The sequence below is a fragment of the Zobellella endophytica genome, from assembly GCF_003012775.1.
GTDB classification, from domain to species: Bacteria; Pseudomonadota; Gammaproteobacteria; order Enterobacterales; family Aeromonadaceae; genus Oceanimonas; species Oceanimonas endophytica.
Window position 1 is genome coordinate 15,198 of the sequence record NZ_PXYG01000009.1, and the last position, 17,266, is coordinate 32,463.

At 65.4% G+C, this 17,266-nt stretch carries 14 protein-coding genes; 4 read left to right on the top strand and 10 right to left on the bottom strand.

Going from position 1 to position 17,266, the window contains the following annotated elements:
• Position 1: 1 nt before the first annotated feature.
• The 3 genes from C7H85_RS16550 to C7H85_RS16560 are packed head-to-tail and all read right to left on the bottom strand — an operon-like array spanning position 2 to position 3,046.
• Positions 2 to 847, bottom strand: a complete 846-nt coding sequence (locus tag C7H85_RS16550) for an ABC transporter ATP-binding protein (RefSeq protein ID WP_106730815.1) — start codon at positions 845 to 847, stop codon at positions 2 to 4.
• Between the two features lie 11 nt (positions 848 to 858).
• Entirely contained in the window at positions 859 to 1,716 is an 858-nt protein-coding gene (gene ntrB / locus C7H85_RS16555) for a nitrate ABC transporter permease (RefSeq protein WP_106730816.1), read from the bottom strand.
• Between the two features lie 16 nt (positions 1,717 to 1,732).
• Positions 1,733 to 3,046 carry a CmpA/NrtA family ABC transporter substrate-binding protein gene (locus tag C7H85_RS16560; protein WP_106730817.1) on the bottom strand — a complete coding sequence of 438 codons (1,314 nt, stop codon included), beginning with the start codon at positions 3,044 to 3,046 and terminating at the stop codon, positions 1,733 to 1,735.
• 334 nt (positions 3,047 to 3,380) lie between these two features.
• Between C7H85_RS16560 and C7H85_RS16565 the strand changes: the two genes are divergently transcribed.
• The 3 genes from C7H85_RS16565 (at position 3,381) to parC (ending at position 8,219) form a co-directional block, all read left to right on the top strand.
• Positions 3,381 to 3,953 carry a YqiA/YcfP family alpha/beta fold hydrolase gene (locus C7H85_RS16565; RefSeq protein WP_106730818.1) on the top strand — a complete coding sequence of 191 codons (573 nt, stop codon included), beginning with the start codon at positions 3,381 to 3,383 and terminating at the stop codon, positions 3,951 to 3,953.
• Between the two features lie 110 nt (positions 3,954 to 4,063).
• Complete coding sequence (gene parE, locus C7H85_RS16570; protein ID WP_106730819.1) at positions 4,064 to 5,959, top strand: DNA topoisomerase IV subunit B; 1,896 nt, start codon at positions 4,064 to 4,066, stop codon at positions 5,957 to 5,959.
• A 10-nt stretch (positions 5,960 to 5,969) separates the two neighbouring features.
• A complete protein-coding gene (parC, locus tag C7H85_RS16575; RefSeq protein WP_106730820.1) occupies positions 5,970 to 8,219 on the top strand; it encodes a DNA topoisomerase IV subunit A in 2,250 nt (749 codons plus the stop codon).
• Positions 8,220 to 8,464: 245 nt separating this feature from the next.
• Here the strand turns inward: parC and C7H85_RS16580 are convergent, their stop codons facing one another.
• The 7 genes from C7H85_RS16580 to C7H85_RS16610 form a co-directional block, all read right to left on the bottom strand.
• The gene (locus tag C7H85_RS16580) at positions 8,465 to 10,042 is read right to left on the bottom strand and encodes an aldehyde dehydrogenase (NADP(+)) (protein WP_106730821.1); all 1,578 of its coding nucleotides are present in this window, start codon (positions 10,040 to 10,042) and stop codon (positions 8,465 to 8,467) included.
• 9 nt (positions 10,043 to 10,051) lie between these two features.
• Entirely contained in the window at positions 10,052 to 11,047 is a 996-nt protein-coding gene (gene araD1, locus C7H85_RS16585; protein WP_106730822.1) for an AraD1 family protein, read from the bottom strand.
• A gap of 4 nt (positions 11,048 to 11,051) precedes the next feature.
• Complete coding sequence (locus C7H85_RS16590; protein WP_106730823.1) at positions 11,052 to 12,224, bottom strand: L-rhamnonate dehydratase; 1,173 nt, start codon at positions 12,222 to 12,224, stop codon at positions 11,052 to 11,054.
• 119 nt (positions 12,225 to 12,343) lie between these two features.
• A complete protein-coding gene (locus C7H85_RS16595; protein ID WP_106730824.1) occupies positions 12,344 to 13,369 on the bottom strand; it encodes a 4-hydroxythreonine-4-phosphate dehydrogenase PdxA in 1,026 nt (341 codons plus the stop codon).
• Between the two features lie 2 nt (positions 13,370 to 13,371).
• A complete protein-coding gene (locus tag C7H85_RS16600; RefSeq protein WP_106730825.1) occupies positions 13,372 to 14,658 on the bottom strand; it encodes a TRAP transporter large permease in 1,287 nt (428 codons plus the stop codon).
• Positions 14,655 to 15,275 (bottom strand): TRAP transporter small permease, encoded by a 621-nt coding sequence (locus C7H85_RS16605; protein WP_210433681.1) that lies wholly within the window; start codon positions 15,273 to 15,275, stop codon positions 14,655 to 14,657. The genes C7H85_RS16600 and C7H85_RS16605 overlap by 4 nt, the downstream gene beginning before the upstream one ends.
• A 3-nt stretch (positions 15,276 to 15,278) precedes the next feature.
• A complete protein-coding gene (locus C7H85_RS16610; protein WP_106730826.1) occupies positions 15,279 to 16,250 on the bottom strand; it encodes a TRAP transporter substrate-binding protein in 972 nt (323 codons plus the stop codon).
• Positions 16,251 to 16,515: 265 nt separating this feature from the next.
• On the opposite strand from C7H85_RS16610, the gene C7H85_RS16615 reads away from it, so the two are divergent.
• Complete coding sequence (locus tag C7H85_RS16615) at positions 16,516 to 17,253, top strand: FadR/GntR family transcriptional regulator (RefSeq protein WP_210433682.1); 738 nt, start codon at positions 16,516 to 16,518, stop codon at positions 17,251 to 17,253.
• The last annotated feature ends 13 nt before the right edge of the window (positions 17,254 to 17,266 follow it).

Below are 17,266 nucleotides of genomic sequence, written 5' to 3' on the forward strand. Positions count from 1 at the left end.
CTCAGGCCTTGGCGGCCCGGGCCGCCGCCGGGGCGGCTTCCCGCCGGGGGCGCAGCGGCTCCAGCTTGCGCTGCTTCTCGTAGAGGAAACGCAGCACCTCATGGCGGTAGTGGTTGTAGTGCGGGTTGTCGGCCAGGGCGATCCTGTCCCGGGGCCGGGGCAGGTCGATGGTCAGCACCTCGCCGATGGTGGCGGCCGGACCGTTGGTCATCATCACGATGCGATCGGAGAGCAGCACCGCCTCGTCCACGTCGTGGGTGATCATCAGTACCGTATTGTGCAGCTCGTGCTGGATGCGCATCACCTCGTCCTGCAGGTGGGCCCGGGTCAGGGCGTCGAGGGCACCGAATGGCTCGTCCAGCAGCAGTACCTTGGGCTCCATCGCCAGGGCACGGGCGATACCCACCCGCTGCTTCATGCCGCCGGAGATTTCGCTCGGCCGCTTGTGCAGGGCGTGGCCCATGTTCACCAGCGCCAGGTTGTGCAGTATCCAGTCCTGGCGCTCGGCCCTGGTCTTGCTGTGGCGGAAGGTCTTGTCCACCGCCAGGGCCACGTTTTCATAGACGGTCAGCCAGGGCAGCAGGGAGTGGTTCTGGAACACGAGGGCCCGCTCCGGGCCCGGGGTCGTGACCTCGGCCCCGTCCAGGATGACGCCGCCGCCGCTGGCGCCGGTCAGGCCGGCGACGATGTTGAGCACCGTGCTCTTGCCGCAGCCGGAGTGGCCGATGATGGAAATGTATTCCCCCTTGTTCACCCTGAGGTTGACGCCTTGCAGCACGGTGCTGGCACCGCCGGTGGTGGAGTAAACCTTGTCGACGTTTTCGATGGTCAGGTAATGATGGCTCATGATGTTTATCCTCAGGCGGCGCTGGTGCCGCGGCTAATCCATTGGCCGAAGACCGCCACGATGCGGTCCAGTACGAAGCCCACCAGGCCCACGTAGATCAGGGCCAGCACGATGTCGCTGATCAGCGAGGCGTTCCAGGCGTCCCAGATAAAGAAACCGATGCCCACGCCGCCGATCAGCATCTCGGCGGCGACGATGGCCAGCCACGACAGGCCGACCCCGATGCGCAGCCCGGAGAAGATGTAGGGAGCGGCGGCGGGCAGCATGATACGTACGAAATACTCGGCGCCGTTCAGCCGCAGTACCCGGGCCACGTTACGGTAGTCTTCGGGAATGTTGCGCACCCCCACCGAGGTGTTGATGATGATGGGCCAGATGGAGGTGATGAAGATCACGAAGATGGCGGACGGGTTGCTGTCCTGGAAACCGGCCAGGGAGATCGGCAGCCAGGCCAGGGGCGGCACGGTGCGCAGCACCTGGAAGATGGGGTCGAGGCCGCGCATGGCCCAGGTGGACTGGCCTACCAGGACCCCCAGGCTCACGCCCGCCACCACCGCCAGGCAGTAGCCGTAGGCCACCCGTTCCAGGCTGGCGAGGATCTGCCAGGCCATGCCCACATCGTTGCCGCCGTTGTTGTAGAAGGGATCGGCGATCAGCTCCCAGGTATCGCTCAGCACCTGGCTGGGCGGCGGCAGGGCGGCGTTGCTGCCGGAGCACAGCAGCTCCCACAGCAACAGCAGCCCGGCCAGGATCACCAGCGGCGGGGCCAGATGGTTCAGGCCGTAGCGCAGTACGGGGGTGAGCGCCGCCGGCCGGCGGCGGACCTTGTCCAGGGGATTGATCGATGCGGAAGTGCTGTCGGTGCTCATGATAATGCTCCTTGGATCAGGCCAGCTTCTTGATGGCCAGGCTGTCGAGGTAGGCCATGGGGTTCTCGGGATCGAACCGCTTGCCGTCGAAGAAGGTTTCGATGCCGCGAGAGCGGGAGGCGGGGATGTCGGCCTTGTCCACTCCCAGCTCGGCGGCGGCGGCCCGCCACAGGTCTTCCCGGTTGACCCGGGCGATCAGTGCCTGGGTGTCGAGGTTGGTGGGCAGGTAGCCCCAGCGCATGTTTTCCACCAGGAACCACAGGTCGTGGCTCTGGAAGGGGTAGGAGGCCTGGTCCTTCCAGTAGCGCATCTGCTGCGGGCTGTTCTCCACGATGCGGCCGGTGCCGTAGTCGAAGTGGCCCTGCATGCGATTGATGATGTCCTTGAAGGGCGCGTTGATCCAGCGGCGCTTGGCGCAGATCTGTGCTACTTCCTCGCGGTTTTCCGGCTGTTCGCAGAAGATCTGTGCTTCCATGATCGCCTTGAGCAGCGCCTTGGTGGCGTTGGGGTGCTGGTCCACATAGTCGGCGCGCATGGCGAAGGCCTTTTCCGGGTGGTTGTGCCACAACTCGCCGGTGGTGTTGGCGGTGTAGCCGATGCCCTGGTGGATCAACTGCTCGTTCCAGGGCTCGCACACGCAGAAGGTATCCATGCTGCCCACCTTCATGTTGGCCACCATCTGTGCCGGCGGCACCACTATGGTGGAAATGTCCTGGTTGGGATCGATACCGCCGGCCGCCATCCAGTAGCGGATCCAGAGATCGTGGGTGCCGCCGGGAAAGGTCATGGCCGCTTTCACCTGGTGGCCGCCGGCCTGCTTGGCGGCCAGCGCCTGCTTGAACTCGGCCAGATCCAGCCCGACCCTGAGCTCCTGGTACTCCTTGCCCACCGAGATGCATTGGCCGGCCAGGTTGAGCCGGGCCAGGGTGTACATGGGGGTGGGCACATTGTTGGCGGTCATGGCGCCGGAGCTGATCAGGTAGGGCATGGAGGAGAGAATATGGGCGCCGTCGATGCCGTTGCTGGCCGAGCCCAGCACCAGGTTGTCGCGGGTGGTGCCCCAGGAAGACTGCTTGAGCACCTGCACTTCGGTCATGCCGTGCCTGGCGAAAAAGCCTTTCTCGTCGGCCACGAACAGCGGCGCCGCGTCGGTGAGGGCGATAAAGCCCAGCTTGGCGGACCTGGTTTCGAGCGGGCCGGTGCTTTCCGCCGCCCAGCCCAGGCTCGGCAGGCTGCTCCACAGGGCGGCCCCGCCGGCGGCGGCCAGGGAGGCTTTGAGGAAGTGCCGGCGTCCGGCGGCGTCCACGGGGACGGACATTTTCTTGGTCATGGTTCATTCCTTCGATTTGCCAAAAAAAAAAGCCCACTCGCCGCTGCATCTGCATGCAGCCTGCGGTGGGCAACGTTGCCTGAATGAAGGAGTCCGCCGTTGGACTCGTCTATGTGCTTTCAAAGCAGAAACCGTGCCAGCGTGGAAAGGTTGCCACTAAAGAGTTATTTCTTAAGGGTTAACCCTTTGGTGGTGTTTCACGGGCCGGTTCACGGGTGGTCGGCCTGGCTCATGATGGTGCGTTTTGCACCGCATTAAGGCAGTGAATGTCGTTGTGGTTGCCGGGGCGGGCGGGTAAGCTCGCAGGCAGTTTTTTTCCGCAGGAGTGCACAGCATGACGGCCACGCTGCTTTATCTGCACGGCTTCAATTCCTCACCCCAGTCGATCAAGGCCCGGCTGATGGGAGAGCATCTCGCCCGGCACCGGCCCGATATCCGCCTGGTGTGTCCGCAGCTGGCGGCCACCCCGGCGGCGGCCTGGAGTCAGATAGCGGCGATCTGCGATGGGCTGGAGGGTCCCTTCGGGGTGGCGGGCAGCTCCCTCGGCGGTTTTTGGGCCACCCGGGTGGCCCAGCTGTACGGGGTACGCGCCGTGGTGATCAACCCGGCGGTCAATCCCCATATCCTGCTCGGCGACTGGCTGGGCGAGCAGCACAACCCCTATACCGGCGAGCGCTATGTCCTGACCGCCGGGCACATGGCCGAGCTGGCCGCCCTGCGGGTGGACGCGCCGGGCTGCCTGGAGCGCATCTGGCTGCTGCAACAGCAAGGTGACGAGGTGCTCGACTACCGGGAAGCGCTGGACTACTACCGCTTCGCCCGGGTCTGCATCCAGAAGGGCGGCGACCATTCCTTCATCGGCTTCGAGCACTACTGCGCCCAGATCATCCGTTTTCTCAAGCTGTAAGCCGTAAGCTGGAAGCGGGAGGTGTTCCAAGTCCTTCAGGCTTCCAGCTTCAAGCTTCCGGCTTTCAGTAGTAAGATGCCCGCCAATACCCCTGATTACCGAAGGTCAATATGACATCGAGTCAATATACTGCCGACGCCCTTGAGGTGCTCAATGGCCTGGAGCCGGTGCGGCGTCGCCCCGGCATGTATACGGACACCGCCCGTCCCAACCACCTGGGCCAGGAGGTCATCGACAACAGCGTGGACGAGGCCCTGGCGGGCCACGCCGGCAAGGTCGAGGTGATACTGCACGACGACCAGTCGCTCGAGGTGATCGACGACGGCCGGGGCATGCCGGTGGACATCCACCCGGAGGAAGGCATCTCCGGGGTGGAGCTGATCTTCTGCAAGCTGCACGCCGGCGGCAAGTTCTCCAACAAGAACTACCAGTTTTCCGGCGGCCTGCACGGGGTGGGCATTTCCGTGGTCAACGCCCTGAGTACCCGGGTGGACGTCACCGTGCGGCGCGGCGGCCAGGTGTTCGAGATGGCCTTCGAGCACGGCAACAAGGTGAGCGAGCTCACCGTGACCGGCACCTGCGGCCAGCGCAACACCGGCACCCGGGTGCGCTTCTGGCCCGATGCCAGCTATTTCGACTCGCCCAAGTTTTCCTCCACCCGCCTGAAGCACCTGCTCAAGGCCAAGGCGGTGCTCTGCCCCGGGCTTGCCATCCGCTTCGAGGACAGGGTCAACAACGAGACCCTGGAGTGGTGCTATCAGGACGGGCTCAAGGATTACCTGGTGGAGGCGGTGAAGGAGTTCACTTGCCTGCCGGAGCAGCCGTTTACCGGCAACTTCGCCGCCGAGCACTCGGCGGTGGAATGGGCCCTGACCTGGCTGCCGGACGGCGGCGAAGGGCTGGGCGAGAGTTACGTCAACCTGATCCCCACCGCCCTGGGCGGCACCCACGTCAACGGCCTGCGCCAGGGCCTGCTGGACGCCATGCGCGAGTTCTGCGAGTTCCGCAACCTGTTGCCGCGCGGGGTCAAACTGACTCCGGACGACATCTGGGAGCGCTGCGCCTACATCCTGTCGGTGAAGATGCAGGATCCCCAGTTCGCCGGCCAGACCAAGGAGCGGCTGTCGTCGCGCCAGAGCGCGGCCTTCGTCTCCGGGGTGGTGAAGGACGCCTTCAGCCTGTGGCTGAACCAGCATATCGAGCTGGCCGAACAGATCGCCGAGCTGTGCATCAGCAGCGCCCAGCGCCGGCTGCGCCAGGCCAAGAAGGTGGTGCGCAAGAAGGTGACCCAGGGCCCGGCCCTGCCCGGCAAGCTGACCGACTGCGCCTGCTCGGACCCCATGCAGGGCGAGCTGTTCCTGGTGGAAGGGGACTCGGCCGGCGGCAGCGCCAAGCAGGCGCGGGACCGGGAGTTCCAGGCCATTATGCCGCTGCGCGGGAAAATTCTTAATACCTGGGAAGTGGAGTCCGGCCAGGTGCTGGCCTCCCAGGAAGTGCACGACATCTCGGTGGCCATCGGCCTGGATCCGGACTCGGACGACCTGTCCGACCTGCGCTACGGCAAGGTGTGCATCCTGGCCGACGCCGACTCGGACGGCCTGCACATCGCCACCCTGCTGTGCGCCCTGTTCGTGCGCCACTTCCGCACCCTGGTGGAGCGGGGCCATGTGTACGTGGCCATGCCGCCCCTGTACCGCATCGACGTGGGCAAGGAGGTGTTCTACGCCCTCGACGAGGACGAGCGCGACGGGGTGCTGGAGCGGATCGCCGCCGAGAAGAAAAAGGGCAAGGTGCAGGTCACCCGCTTCAAGGGCCTGGGCGAGATGAACCCCAAGCAGCTGCGCGAAACCACCCTGGATCCCAACACCCGCCGGCTGGTGCAGCTGACGGTGGAGGATGCCGAGGCCACGGAGCAACTAATGGACATGCTGCTGGCCAAGAAGCGTTCCGGCGATCGCCGGGAATGGCTGGAAACCAAGGGCAACCTGGTCGACCCCCTGGCCTGAGGACGAGAGAATGAGCAACCACGACTTTACCATGGAAGGGGTGGAGCGCCTGCCGCTGCACACCTTCACCGAGCAGGCCTACCTCAACTACTCCATGTACGTGATCATGGACCGGGCCCTGCCCCATATCGGCGACGGCCTGAAGCCGGTGCAGCGCCGCATCATCTACGCCATGAGCGAGCTGGGCCTGTCGGCCCTGTCCAAGCACAAGAAATCCGCCCGCACCGTGGGCGACGTGCTGGGTAAATACCACCCCCACGGCGACTCCGCCTGTTACGAGGCCATGGTGCTGATGGCCCAGCCCTTCTCCTACCGCTACCCGTTGGTGGACGGCCAGGGCAACTGGGGCGCGCCGGACGATCCCAAGTCCTTCGCCGCCATGCGCTATACCGAGGCGCGGCTGTCGCGCTTTTCCGAGCTGCTGCTGTCCGAGCTGGGCCAGGGCACGGTGGAGTGGACGCCCAACTTCGACGGCACCCTGAAGGAGCCGCGCATGCTGCCGGCCCGGCTACCACACATATTGCTCAACGGGGTGACCGGCATCGCCGTGGGCATGGCCACCGACATCCCGCCCCACAACGTGCGCGAACTGGCCAATGCCTGCGTGCACCTGCTGGAGCACCCCCAGGCGACCGTGGCCGAGCTGATGGGCTTCGTGGCCGGGCCCGATTACCCGACCCGGGCCGAGATCATCACCCCCAGGGCGGAGATCCAGAAGATCTACGAAACCGGCAAGGGCAGCATCAAGATGCGCGCCGTCTACCAGCTGGAGCAGGGCGATATCGTCATCACCGCACTGCCGCACCAGGCCAGCGGCGGCAAGATCCTGGAGCAGATCGCCGCTCAGATGCAGGCCAAGAAGCTGCCGATGGTGGCGGATCTGCGCGACGAGTCGGATCACGAGAACCCGACCCGGCTGGTGATCATCCCCCGCTCCAACCGGGTGGACGTGGAACAGCTGATGCAGCACCTGTTCGCCAGCACGGATCTGGAGAAAAACTACCGGGTCAACCTCAACATGCTGGGGCTGGACAACCGGCCTCAGGTGAAGAGCCTGGATCTGATCCTGAACGAATGGCTGCGCTTTCGCCGCGAGACGGTGCGCAACCGGCTGCAGTACCGGCTGGATAAGGTCGAGGCTCGGCTGCACATCCTGGCCGGCTTGCTGATTGCCTTCCTCAATATCGACGAGGTGATCCACATCATCCGCACCGAGGACGAGCCCAAGCCGGTGCTGATGGCGCGTTTCGGGCTGACCGAGACCCAGGCCGAGGCTATCCTCGAGCTGAAACTGCGCCACCTGGCGAAGCTGGAAGAAATGAAGATCCGCGGCGAGCAGGACGAGCTGGCCGCTGAGCGCGACAAACTGGCCCAGATCCTGGGCTCCGAGCGTCGGCTCGGCACCCTGCTGAAGAAGGAGATCCTGGCCGACGCCGACAAATACGGCGACGATCGGCTCTCGCCGCTGGTGGAGCGGGCAGAGGCCAAAGCCCTGAGCGAGAAGGAACTGGTGCCGAGCGAGCCGGTCACCGTGGTGCTGTCCGAGAAGGGCTGGATCCGTGCCGCCAAGGGGCACGAGGTGGATGGCGGGGCCTTGAGCTACAAGGCCGGCGACGGCTTCCTCGATGCCGCCATGGGACGCAGCAACGAAGCGGCGGTGTTCCTGTCCAATATCGGCCGGGCCTATGCCCTGGACGCCCACAGCCTGCCCTCGGCCCGGGGCCAGGGCGAGCCGCTGACCGGCCGCTGCAGCCTGAGCCCGGGCGAACAGGCCCGCTTCGTGCTGATGGGGGAGGACGATAGCCTGTTCCTGCTGGCCTCCGACGCCGGCTACGGCTTCGTCTGCCGCTACGGCGACATGGTCAGCCGTAACAAGAACGGCAAGGCCCTGCTCTCGGTGCCGGAAGGTGGGCGGGTGCTCAAGCCCGCCGCCATCGCCACCCTGGACAGCGACCTGTGCATGGCCATCACCAACGAGGGGCGTATGCTGCTGTTCCCGCTCAAGGACCTGCCGCTGCTGGCCAAGGGCAAGGGCAACAAGATTATCGGCATCCCTTCCGCCAAGGTGCAGGCCCGGGAGGACTTCATCAAGCAGCTGGTGGTGGTGCCCGAGGGCATGAACGTCACCCTGCACGCCGGCAAGCGCAAGCTGACCCTCAAGCCCGCCGATCTCGAGCACTACAAGGGCGAGCGCGGCCGCCGCGGCGCCCTGCTGCCCAGGGGCCTGCAACGGGTGGACGGCATCGAGCTGGAAGCCTGACAGCTCGAGGCTGGAAGCGGGAGGCTGATGTTGCCCCCGCTTCACGCTTCAGGAACTGACACTCGCCGTTTCAGCCTGCTGCGAACATTCATTGGATGTTCGGTCAGGCTGAAATGGCTCGTCAAGGCGAGGCAAGCCCGTCCCCTGTGACGGTCGGCTGAGCCGCTCCCTTTGTCCGCCTATTCTGGCATCAGCGTTGCGTGTTTAAGTCAGTCTGAAGGCCCGAGCAATCGGGCCTTGTCGTTTCAGGAGGAATAGCGTCCGTCCTGCAGGCGGCGCAGGTGCCAGGGGTTGTCGTCCTGCAGTGCCTCGGGCAGCAGGCCGGGCGGGCAGTCCTGGTAGCAGACCGGGCGCAGGAAGCGCTGTATCGCCGCCGAGCCGACCGAGGTGGTGCGGCTGTCGGAGGTGGCCGGCCAGGGGCCGCCGTGCACCATGGCGTGGCATACCTCGACCCCGGTGGGAAAGCCGTTGAACAGCACCCGGCCGGCCTTGCGCTCCAGCCGCGGCAGCAGCCGCCGGGCCAGGGCGCCGTCCTGATCATCCATCTGCACGGTGGCGGTGAGCTGGCCTTCCAGCGTGTCGAGCACCGCCGCCAGCTCGGTCTCGTCCCGGCAGCTCACCAGCAGGGCGCTGGCGCCGAACACCTCCTGTTGCAGTTGCTCGTCCGCCAGGAAGTGCGTGGCGCTGGTACGGAACAACCGGGGCTGACAGCCGTTCGGCCTGGCATCTTCCGGCCCTGATCCCAGGCTTTCCACACCCTCGGCCCGGCTCAGGGCATCGACGCCCTCCCGATAGGCCTGATGGATGCCGGGGGTCAGCATGGTCTGGGGCTCGGCCCGGGTCAGCGCCTCGGCGGCCAGTTCGGCGAAACGGTTCAGCGCCGGGCTGTCCAGTCCCAGTATCAGCCCGGGGTTGGTGCAGAACTGGCCGGCGCCGAGCTGCAGCGAGCCGGCGAAGCCCGCCGCCAGGGTGTCGGTGCGGTTAGCCAGGGCGGCGGGCAACAGCAGTACCGGGTTGATGCTGCTCATCTCCGCATAGACCGGGATGGGTTCGCGGCGGGCCTGGGCGGTGGCAAGCAGAGCCTGGCCGCCCTGGCGGGAACCGGTGAAGCCGACCGCCTTGATGTGCGGATCCGCCGCCAGTGCCTGGCCGACACTGTTACCGCTGCCGTAGAGCAGGGAGAAGACGCCGTCCGGCATACCGCTCTCCAGGGCCGCGGCCACCACCGCCCGGCCGACCAGCTCGGAGGTGCCCGGGTGGGCCGAGTGGGCCTTCACCACCACCGGGCAGCCGGCCGCCAGGGCCGAGGCGGTGTCGCCGCCGGCCACCGAAAACGCCAGCGGAAAGTTGCTGGCGCCGAACACCGCCACCGGCCCCAGGGGAAGGTGCTGCAGCCGCAGATCGGCGCGGGGCAGGGGCGTGCGCTGCGGTTGCGCCGGGTCGATGCGTACTCCCAGCCAGTCGCCGGCGCGTACCACCTCGGCAAACAGGAGCAACTGGCCGATGGTGCGGCCCCGCTCTCCCTCCAGTCGGGCCCGGGGCAGGCCGGTTTCCAGCATGGCACGCTCGATAAGGGCATCGCCCAGCGCCAGTATCTGTGCGGCGATGGCCTCCAGAAAGGCGGCGCGGGCCGCCGGGGCGCTGTGGCGGTAGGGCTCGAAGGCGGTCTCGGCCAGGGCACAGGCCTCGGCCACCTGGGCCGGGCTGGCACCAGGGTAGCCGGGCTCCAGCCGTTCGTTGGTGGCGGGGTTGATACCGTAAATGGCGGCGGCTTCGCCGCTGGCCTGGCGGCTGCCCAGCAGCAGCTGTGCTGTCAGTGACATGGGTTTCTCCTAGTTCCAGTGACGTACTGTGGCAATGGTTTGCTCCTGCTGCCAAGCCACAGGATTGCGCAGCGGGCGGCCGAAGGCGGGAAGGCTGATTTCGAACACATCGCCTTCCCGGGTCTGAATGCCGTCGCCGAAGCTCAGTGTCGAGGTGCCGAAAAAATGTACATGTACATCGCCCGGACGACGAAACTGGGCGTACTTGAAGTGGTGATGCTCCAGGTTGGCGAAGCTGTGCGCCATATTTTCTTCGCCGGTGACGAAGGGTTTCTGCCACAGTACCTCGCCGTTGCGCAGGATGCGGCTCTGTCCCTCGAGCCGGACCGGCAGCGGATCCAGCAGCAACTCGGGCCCGAAACTGCAAGCCCTGAGCTTGGAGTGGGCCAGCCACAGGTAGTTGGCCTTTTCGGTGACATGATCGGAGAACTCGTTGCCTACCGCATAGCCCAGGCGCCAGGGGTGGCCCTGCTCGTCGATGAGGTAGAGGCCCACCAGCTCCGGCTCCTCGCCGGCATCCTCGGCGAAGGCGGGCACCGGCAGCGGGGCCTCCGGGTCGACGACGATACTGCCGTCGCCCTTGTAGAACCACTCGGGCTGGGCACCGATCTCGCCGGCGGCGGGCTTGCCGCCATCCAGCCCCAGTTTGAACATCTTCATCGAGTCGGTAAGGGTTTCTTCACCCGCGGCCAGCCTGGCGTGCATGGCGGAACGGGTGTCGGCGCTGCCCAGGTGGGTCAGGCCGGTCCCGGTCACCAGGCAATGGGCCGGATCCGGATGGCTGAGGGGGGCCCGCAGCCGCCCTTCGCGGACGATTTGCTCGTAGTCGAGACGGGTATCGCCGGCCCGCAGCCTGGCTTCTTCCGCCAGGGCCCGGCCATGGGCCAGGGCGTCGCGGGCCAGCTGGTAGGTGCCGCCCTCTACCTCGAGCAGGCGGATGTGTTGATTGTCTTCCACCGTACCGACCGCCAGCCGGCCCTGGTATTCAAACTGAATCAAACGCATGGCCTTACTCCACTATGTTGAACTGGTCGAGATAACGCTGAGAGAGGGTGAGTCCCAGGCCGGGCTTGTGCTCGTCGAGGTCGATAAAGCCGTTTTCCGGTGTGGGGTCGCCCTCGAAGATGTAGTAGAACAGCTCGTTGCCCACCTCGACCTCGTGCACCGGGAAGTATTCGGACATGGGCGAGGCCAGGGTGGACATGGTCAGGTGGTAGTTGTGCATCTGGCCGGCGTGGGGGATCACCGGCACCCCGTACACTTCCGCCAGGGCGTTGATCTTGTGCGCCGCCGTGATGCCGCCGACCCGGTTGGTGTCGTACTGGATCACCGATACCGCCCGCTTGTCGAGCAACTGGCGGAAGCCGTGGCTGGTGAACTCGTGCTCGCCGCCGGAGATGGGAATGCTGGTCAGCCGGTTCAGCTCGGCGTAGCCGTCGATGTCGTCGGCGAGCACCGGCTCTTCCAGCCAGCGTGGCTCGAACTTCTCAAGCTTCGGCAGCATGCGCTTGGCGTATTCCAGGTTCCAGCCCATGTAGCACTCCAGCATCAGATCCACGTCCGGCCCTATCACCTCGCGCACCGCCGCCACGCTGTCCAGGTTCTTGCGCATGCCTTCGGGGCCGTCCTTGGGACCGTAGCCGAAGCGCATCTTCATGGCAGTGAAGCCCTGGTCCAGGTAGCGCTGGGCCTCGGCCTGCATCTCGCCGAGGTCGGTGCGGTAGAGCTTGGAGGCGTAGCAGGGGATCTTCTCCTTGGTGCGGCCGCCCAGCAGCTTGAACACCGGCCGGCCGGTGGCCTTGCCCATCAGATCCCAGAGCGCGATGTCGATGGCGGAAATGGCGGCCATGGCCACGCCCTTGCGGCCCCAGGCGTGGGTGGAACGGTACATGCGCTGCCACAGGTATTCGTAGTCGAAGGGGTCGTGGCCCAGCACCAGGGGGGCCAGGTACTGGTCGATGATCGCCTTGGCGATGCGCGGCGCCAGGGCCACGTTGCCGATGCCCACCAGGCCGTCGTCGGTCTCCACTTCCACCACGGTCCAGCCGTGGAAGCGGAAGGTGCCCATGGAGTCGCCCTTGTCCCACAGCAGGTCCATGGCGTTGGAGCAGAAGTGGGGCTGGGGCGGCACCGTGTGGCCTTTCCATTCGAATACCCGGGCGCGTACATTGATGATTTTCATATGGTTAATTCCTTATAAAACAATTGCTTGAATATTGTTTGCAAATTTGTTCGGGCAAGGCTTGCCCGTGCGGGCCCGTTCCCGGGCCCGCGCCGTCTCTTTGTTAGCCGTGCTGTGCCTTAGCCGGTGGCGGCCAGGGTCCGTCGCCGCCTGGCCAGCCCCATGCGGCAGGCGATGTCGAAGGCGTTGCGGGTCGGCCCCACCCTGGCCTTGCCCTGGCCGGCGATGTCGAAGGCGGTGCCGTGGGCCGGGGTGGTGATGGGGATGGGCAGGCCACCCTGCACCGTCACCCCCTGGGAGAAGCCGAGCAGCTTGATGGCGATCTGGCCTTGGTCGTGGTACATGGTGACCACGGCGTCGAAGTCGCCGTCCCGGGCGCGGATGAACAGGGTGTCCGCCGGGTAGGGGCCGCTCACCGGGTAGCCCTCGGCCTGGCACTGGGCCACCGCCGGGGCGATGACGTCGATCTCCTCCCGGCCGCAGGTGCCGCCCTCGCCGGCGTGGGGGTTGAAGGCGGCCACCGCCACCCGGGGCGATTCGAAGCCGGCCTGCCGCAGCGCCTGGCAGATGAGCTGGGAGGCGGCCTTGACCCGGTCCACGGTCAGATACTTGTAGGCATCCTTCAGCGGCACATGGGAGGAGATGCGCGAGGTCCACAGGTGTCCCAGGGTATTGAACTCGCAGAAGTAGCCCTCCACCCCCAGGTATTCCGCGAAGAAGTGCAGCTCGTCCTCGTGCTGGAGCCCGCCCAGCTTCATGGCGTGCTTGTTGAGCGGCGCGAAGCAGATGGCATCCACCTCGCCGGCCTGAGCCGCGTCCAGGCACAGGCGCAGTATCTCCAGGGTGGAGGCGCCGCAGGCCCCGCTCACCTCGGCGTAACGGGCCTGCGCCGGCGCCAGGGTGTCCACCTTCAGCAGCACCGGGCCCGGGTGCTGGTGGACTTCATCGAAGCGGGCTACCACCGGCAGTTGATGGTCGGTGCCGGCCAGCTGCTGGCCCTGCTGCCACTGCCATTCGTCGGCCACCAGCACTGTGCGGGCCTGCTCGCCGACGCCGGGCTCGGCCAGCAGCCGGGCGATCAGTTCGGCGCCGATGCCGGCGGCATCGCCCAGGGTCAGGGCTACTACGGGTTTCAGTTCAGTCATGTTCAGGCTCCGTACATGTATTCGACCAGGCCCATGGGAATAAAGGGCACATAGGTCACCAGCATCAGAATGATGAAGAGCACCAGGATCATCGGCAGGTTGACCCGGGTCACGTCCCACATGTCCGCCTTGGCGATGGAGCAGGAGGTGGCCAGCACCGAGGCGACCGGCGGGGTCTGCTGGCCGATGGCCAGGTTGAGGGTGACGATGATGCCGAAGTGGATGGGGTCGATGCCGATCTGCTGCACCAGCGGCATCACGATGGGTACCACCAGTATGATGGCGGCGGCCCCGTGCAGGAACATGCCGAGCAGCAGCAGCAGCATGTTGAGCAGGGCCAGCACCAGCACCGGCTCGGAGGTGATGGCCAGGATCTGGCGGGCCAGCTGTTGCGGCAGCTGCATCTCGGTGAGGAAGAGGCCGAGGATGGCGGAGGTGGCCACCAGCAGCATCACCACCGAGGTCTGTACCACACCGTCGAGCACCGCCCGGTACAGCAGTTGCAGGTTGAACTCCCGGTAGATACAGCCGCCGATGACGATGGCCGCCAGCACGGCGATGCCCGCGCCTTCGGTGGCGGTGACGAAGCCGCCGAAGATGCCGCCGAGGATGATCACCGGCAGCAACAGCGCCCAGAAGGCCTCTTTGAAGGCCTTGCCCAGCCGGCTAAGGGAGAAGGCTTCTTCCCGGGGCAGATCGTACTTCACCGCGTAGTAGTAGCAGAAGCCGGCCAGCATGGCGGCACCGAGCAGGCCCGGCACCACGCCGGCCACGAACAGCTTGATCACCGAGGTGTTGGAGATGGCACCGTAGAGGATCATTGGGATCGAGGGCGGGATGATGATTGCCAGCGAGGCGGAAGACGAGGTGATGGCGGCGGCGAAGTTCTTGTTGTACTTGCGCTTCTTCATCTCGGGGATGAGGATGGAGCCGGTCGCGGCCACATCCGCTACTGCCGAGCCGGAGATTTCGGCGAAGAACAGCGAGACCCCCACGTTGACCATGGCCAGGCCGCCGCGCACGAAGCCGACCACGGCGGTGACCAGGTTGATCAGCCGCTTGGACAGGCCCGAGGTGTTCATCAGGGCACCGGCGAAGATGAACAGCGGAATGGCGATTAGCGGGAAGCTGGTGGCGCCGTTGAACAGGGTGAGGGGGGCGTTGACCAGGGCGTCCCAGCCCATGGTGAACCAGACGCCGACCACCGCCACCACGCCGATGGCCACGGCGATGGGCACGTTGATCAGCACCAGGGCGAACAGCGCCAGTATCACAATCAGCAGCATCATGACTTGCTCTCCTTCAGATCTTGCTCGGCCTGGCGAATGGCTTCGTCGATGGCTTCGTGTTCGGGGTCGATGCCGCTCAACATCTTCTGCCAGGCGGCGGGCAGGCTGACCAGCTCGCACAGGATGAAGAGGGCGGCGCTGACCGGAATGACCGACTGGGTGAAGTCCATGCCGACGCCGGGCAGGGACACCAGGCTATCCCAGGCCAAGACCTCCAGCACCTGGTAGCCGAACCAGCCCATGATGGCGAAGAAGCCGATCACGATGACTTCGGACAGCACGAACAACAGGCTGCGCAGGGCTACGGGCGCGGCGGTGATCAGGCCGGGAAAGCCCATGTGTGCCCGCTTGAGCGCGGCCAGGCTGGCGCCGTAGAAGCTGAGCCAGGCCAGGCCGATGGAGGCCACTTCGTCATACCAGACGATGGAGCTGCCGACGGCGCGGAAGAACACCGCCGCCACCACTATGGTAGTCAGCGCCAGCAGCAGGCCGATGGTGAACACCTCCAGGCCCCGTTCGAGCCAGGTTTTCAGGACACTGAGCAAGGAGGTCATGGCGGCTCCTTGGGGCTGATGGGGTGCCGCCGTGGCGGCACCTTGAGTCAGGGTTCGTGGCATGGTTTAGTTCCCCAGGGCGATGGCCTTGTCGACCAGTTGCTTGCCGTTGCCGACCTGCTCGGCGAAGCGGTCGTACACCGGCTGGCTAGCGGCCATGAAGGCGGCCTTGTCGGCGTGGTTCACCTGCATGCCGGCGGCGGCAAAGGCCTCGAGCAAGTCCTTGTCCATCCGCTCGCCCTCGTCCAGCGACCACTGCTGGGCTTCCCGGGCGGTATCACGAATGGCGGCCTGCACCTCTGCCGGGAACTTGTCCCAGCCGCTCATGCCTGCGATCAGCCAGATCGGGGAATAGACGTGATCGGTCATCGACAGGTATTTCTGCACCTCGTTGAGCTTGGCGCCCTCGATGTTGGTGAGCGGGTTTTCCTGGCCGTCCACCACCCCGGTCTGCAGGCCGACAAAGACTTCGGAGAAGGCCATGGGGGTCGGGTTGGAGCCCCACTGGGTGAACATCATGGTGCGCCACTCGCTCTGGGGGGTGCGGATCTTGAGGCCTTTCAGATCTTCCGGGGTAGTGATGGGCCTGTCGTTGTTGGTGATCTGGCGAAAGCCGTTCTCCCAGGTAGACAGCACCTTGAGGCCGCGGGCCTCGGCGGAGGCGGCCAGCTCGGTCATTACTATCTGTTCGTCGATCTTCAGCAAGTGATCCCTGTCCTGCACCAGGAAGGGCAGATCGAACAGCGCGAAGTCGTCGGAGATGGACGACATGATGGAGGAGATGGCCGCCAGATCCACGGTACCCAGGCGCATCTTCTGTACCAGCTGGCGCTCGTCGCCGAGCTGGGCGCTGTCGTAGTACTCCACCTGGTGGGCGTCGCCGAGCCGTTCCTGCAGCTTGTCGGCGAACAGCCTGGCGGTTTGTCCCTGCAGGCTCTGCGGGCTGCCGCCGATGGCGAAGACGAGCTTCTCGGCGTGGGCCTGGGTGGCGGTCAGCGCCAGGGTCAGGGCGGAGGCGGTAAGCAGTTTGTTAAACATGGCATGGTTCCTTGTGGTTCCTGCGGGGCGGCCCGGCAGGGTGGCGTGTCCTACTCGTGTTCGCTTGAAAAGCTTAACTGGTATGCTGGTTGGTTTACCGTACCAGTTGGCGTTTAATTTAGTCAGCTACCCGGTGGGGTGTCAAGCCGATTTGTTAATCTTTTGTGTCCTTATGTTTTTATTTTGTTTGTGAAAATTTGTGATGTCTTGCCATGGTCATTCTAGTGGTCTAGTATTTAGTCCAGTTTGGCTGCGGGAGACGCCCATGATGACGGCACAGGAGACGGTGTTTGCCTTTGAGCAGACCCTGGAGAACAAGACCAAGAAAGACATTCTGGCGGAAAAGATCATCGAGATGATCGTCACCGGCCTGCTGCGCGACAACGACGTGCTGCCGAGCGAACGGGAGCTGTCCCAGTTGTTCGGGGTCAGTCGGGAAACGGTGCGCGGGGCCTTGCGGCTGGTGGCGGCCTATGACCTGATCTCGGTGTCCCACGGCAGCAAGACCCGGATCAACGCGGGGGAGGCCCAGCTGGCGCGCTTCCACGACAGCTATGCCCATATGAGCCCGATTGGCGTCAACAATTACGATATCGACACGGTGTTCGAGAGCCGCAGCCTGATTGAGGCGGCCATCGCCCGCAAGGCGGCGGTGCGCATCGACCAAGCGGGGATCGACAAGCTGCGCAGGATGCTGGACGCCCAGGCGGAGATGTTCGACAACCCGGTGCACTTCCAGCTGTCGGACAAGAGCTTCCACAAGCTGATCGCTGAATACGCGGGCAACGAGCTGCTGCTCAAGTATTCGGAGGAGCTGTATTCCTACGGGCTCAATATCCGCCGCAGCGTCATGCTGGAGCCGGGCGCCATCGCCCGCAGCTATGGCGAGCACTGTCAGATCGTCGAGGCCCTGGCCCGGGGGGACGAAGACGCCGCCGAGCAGGCCATGCTCGGCCACCTGACCAGCGTCTACAGCACCACCCGGGAGAAAATGCCGGGCTGAGAGAGCCGGCCCG

Excerpts from the sequence above, each read along its gene's own strand:
- parC (WP_106730820.1), top strand. The coding sequence starts at position 5,970 with ATGAGCAACCACGACTTTACCATGGAAGGGGTGGAGCGCCTGCCGCTG.
- C7H85_RS16600 (WP_106730825.1), bottom strand. The coding sequence starts at position 14,658 with ATGATGCTGCTGATTGTGATACTGGCGCTGTTCGCCCTGGTGCTGATC.
- C7H85_RS16615 (WP_210433682.1), top strand. The coding sequence starts at position 16,516 with ATGATGACGGCACAGGAGACGGTGTTTGCCTTTGAGCAGACCCTGGAG.
- C7H85_RS16560 (WP_106730817.1), bottom strand. The coding sequence starts at position 3,046 with ATGACCAAGAAAATGTCCGTCCCCGTGGACGCCGCCGGACGCCGGCAC.
- C7H85_RS16595 (WP_106730824.1), bottom strand. The coding sequence starts at position 13,369 with ATGACTGAACTGAAACCCGTAGTAGCCCTGACCCTGGGCGATGCCGCC.
- parE (WP_106730819.1), top strand. The coding sequence starts at position 4,064 with ATGACATCGAGTCAATATACTGCCGACGCCCTTGAGGTGCTCAATGGC.
- C7H85_RS16580 (WP_106730821.1), bottom strand. The coding sequence starts at position 10,042 with ATGTCACTGACAGCACAGCTGCTGCTGGGCAGCCGCCAGGCCAGCGGC.
- C7H85_RS16565 (WP_106730818.1), top strand. The coding sequence starts at position 3,381 with ATGACGGCCACGCTGCTTTATCTGCACGGCTTCAATTCCTCACCCCAG.
- araD1 (WP_106730822.1), bottom strand. The coding sequence starts at position 11,047 with ATGCGTTTGATTCAGTTTGAATACCAGGGCCGGCTGGCGGTCGGTACG.
- C7H85_RS16550 (WP_106730815.1), bottom strand. The coding sequence starts at position 847 with ATGAGCCATCATTACCTGACCATCGAAAACGTCGACAAGGTTTACTCC.
- ntrB (WP_106730816.1), bottom strand. The coding sequence starts at position 1,716 with ATGAGCACCGACAGCACTTCCGCATCGATCAATCCCCTGGACAAGGTC.
- C7H85_RS16605 (WP_210433681.1), bottom strand. The coding sequence starts at position 15,275 with ATGCCACGAACCCTGACTCAAGGTGCCGCCACGGCGGCACCCCATCAG.
- C7H85_RS16610 (WP_106730826.1), bottom strand. The coding sequence starts at position 16,250 with ATGTTTAACAAACTGCTTACCGCCTCCGCCCTGACCCTGGCGCTGACC.
- C7H85_RS16590 (WP_106730823.1), bottom strand. The coding sequence starts at position 12,224 with ATGAAAATCATCAATGTACGCGCCCGGGTATTCGAATGGAAAGGCCAC.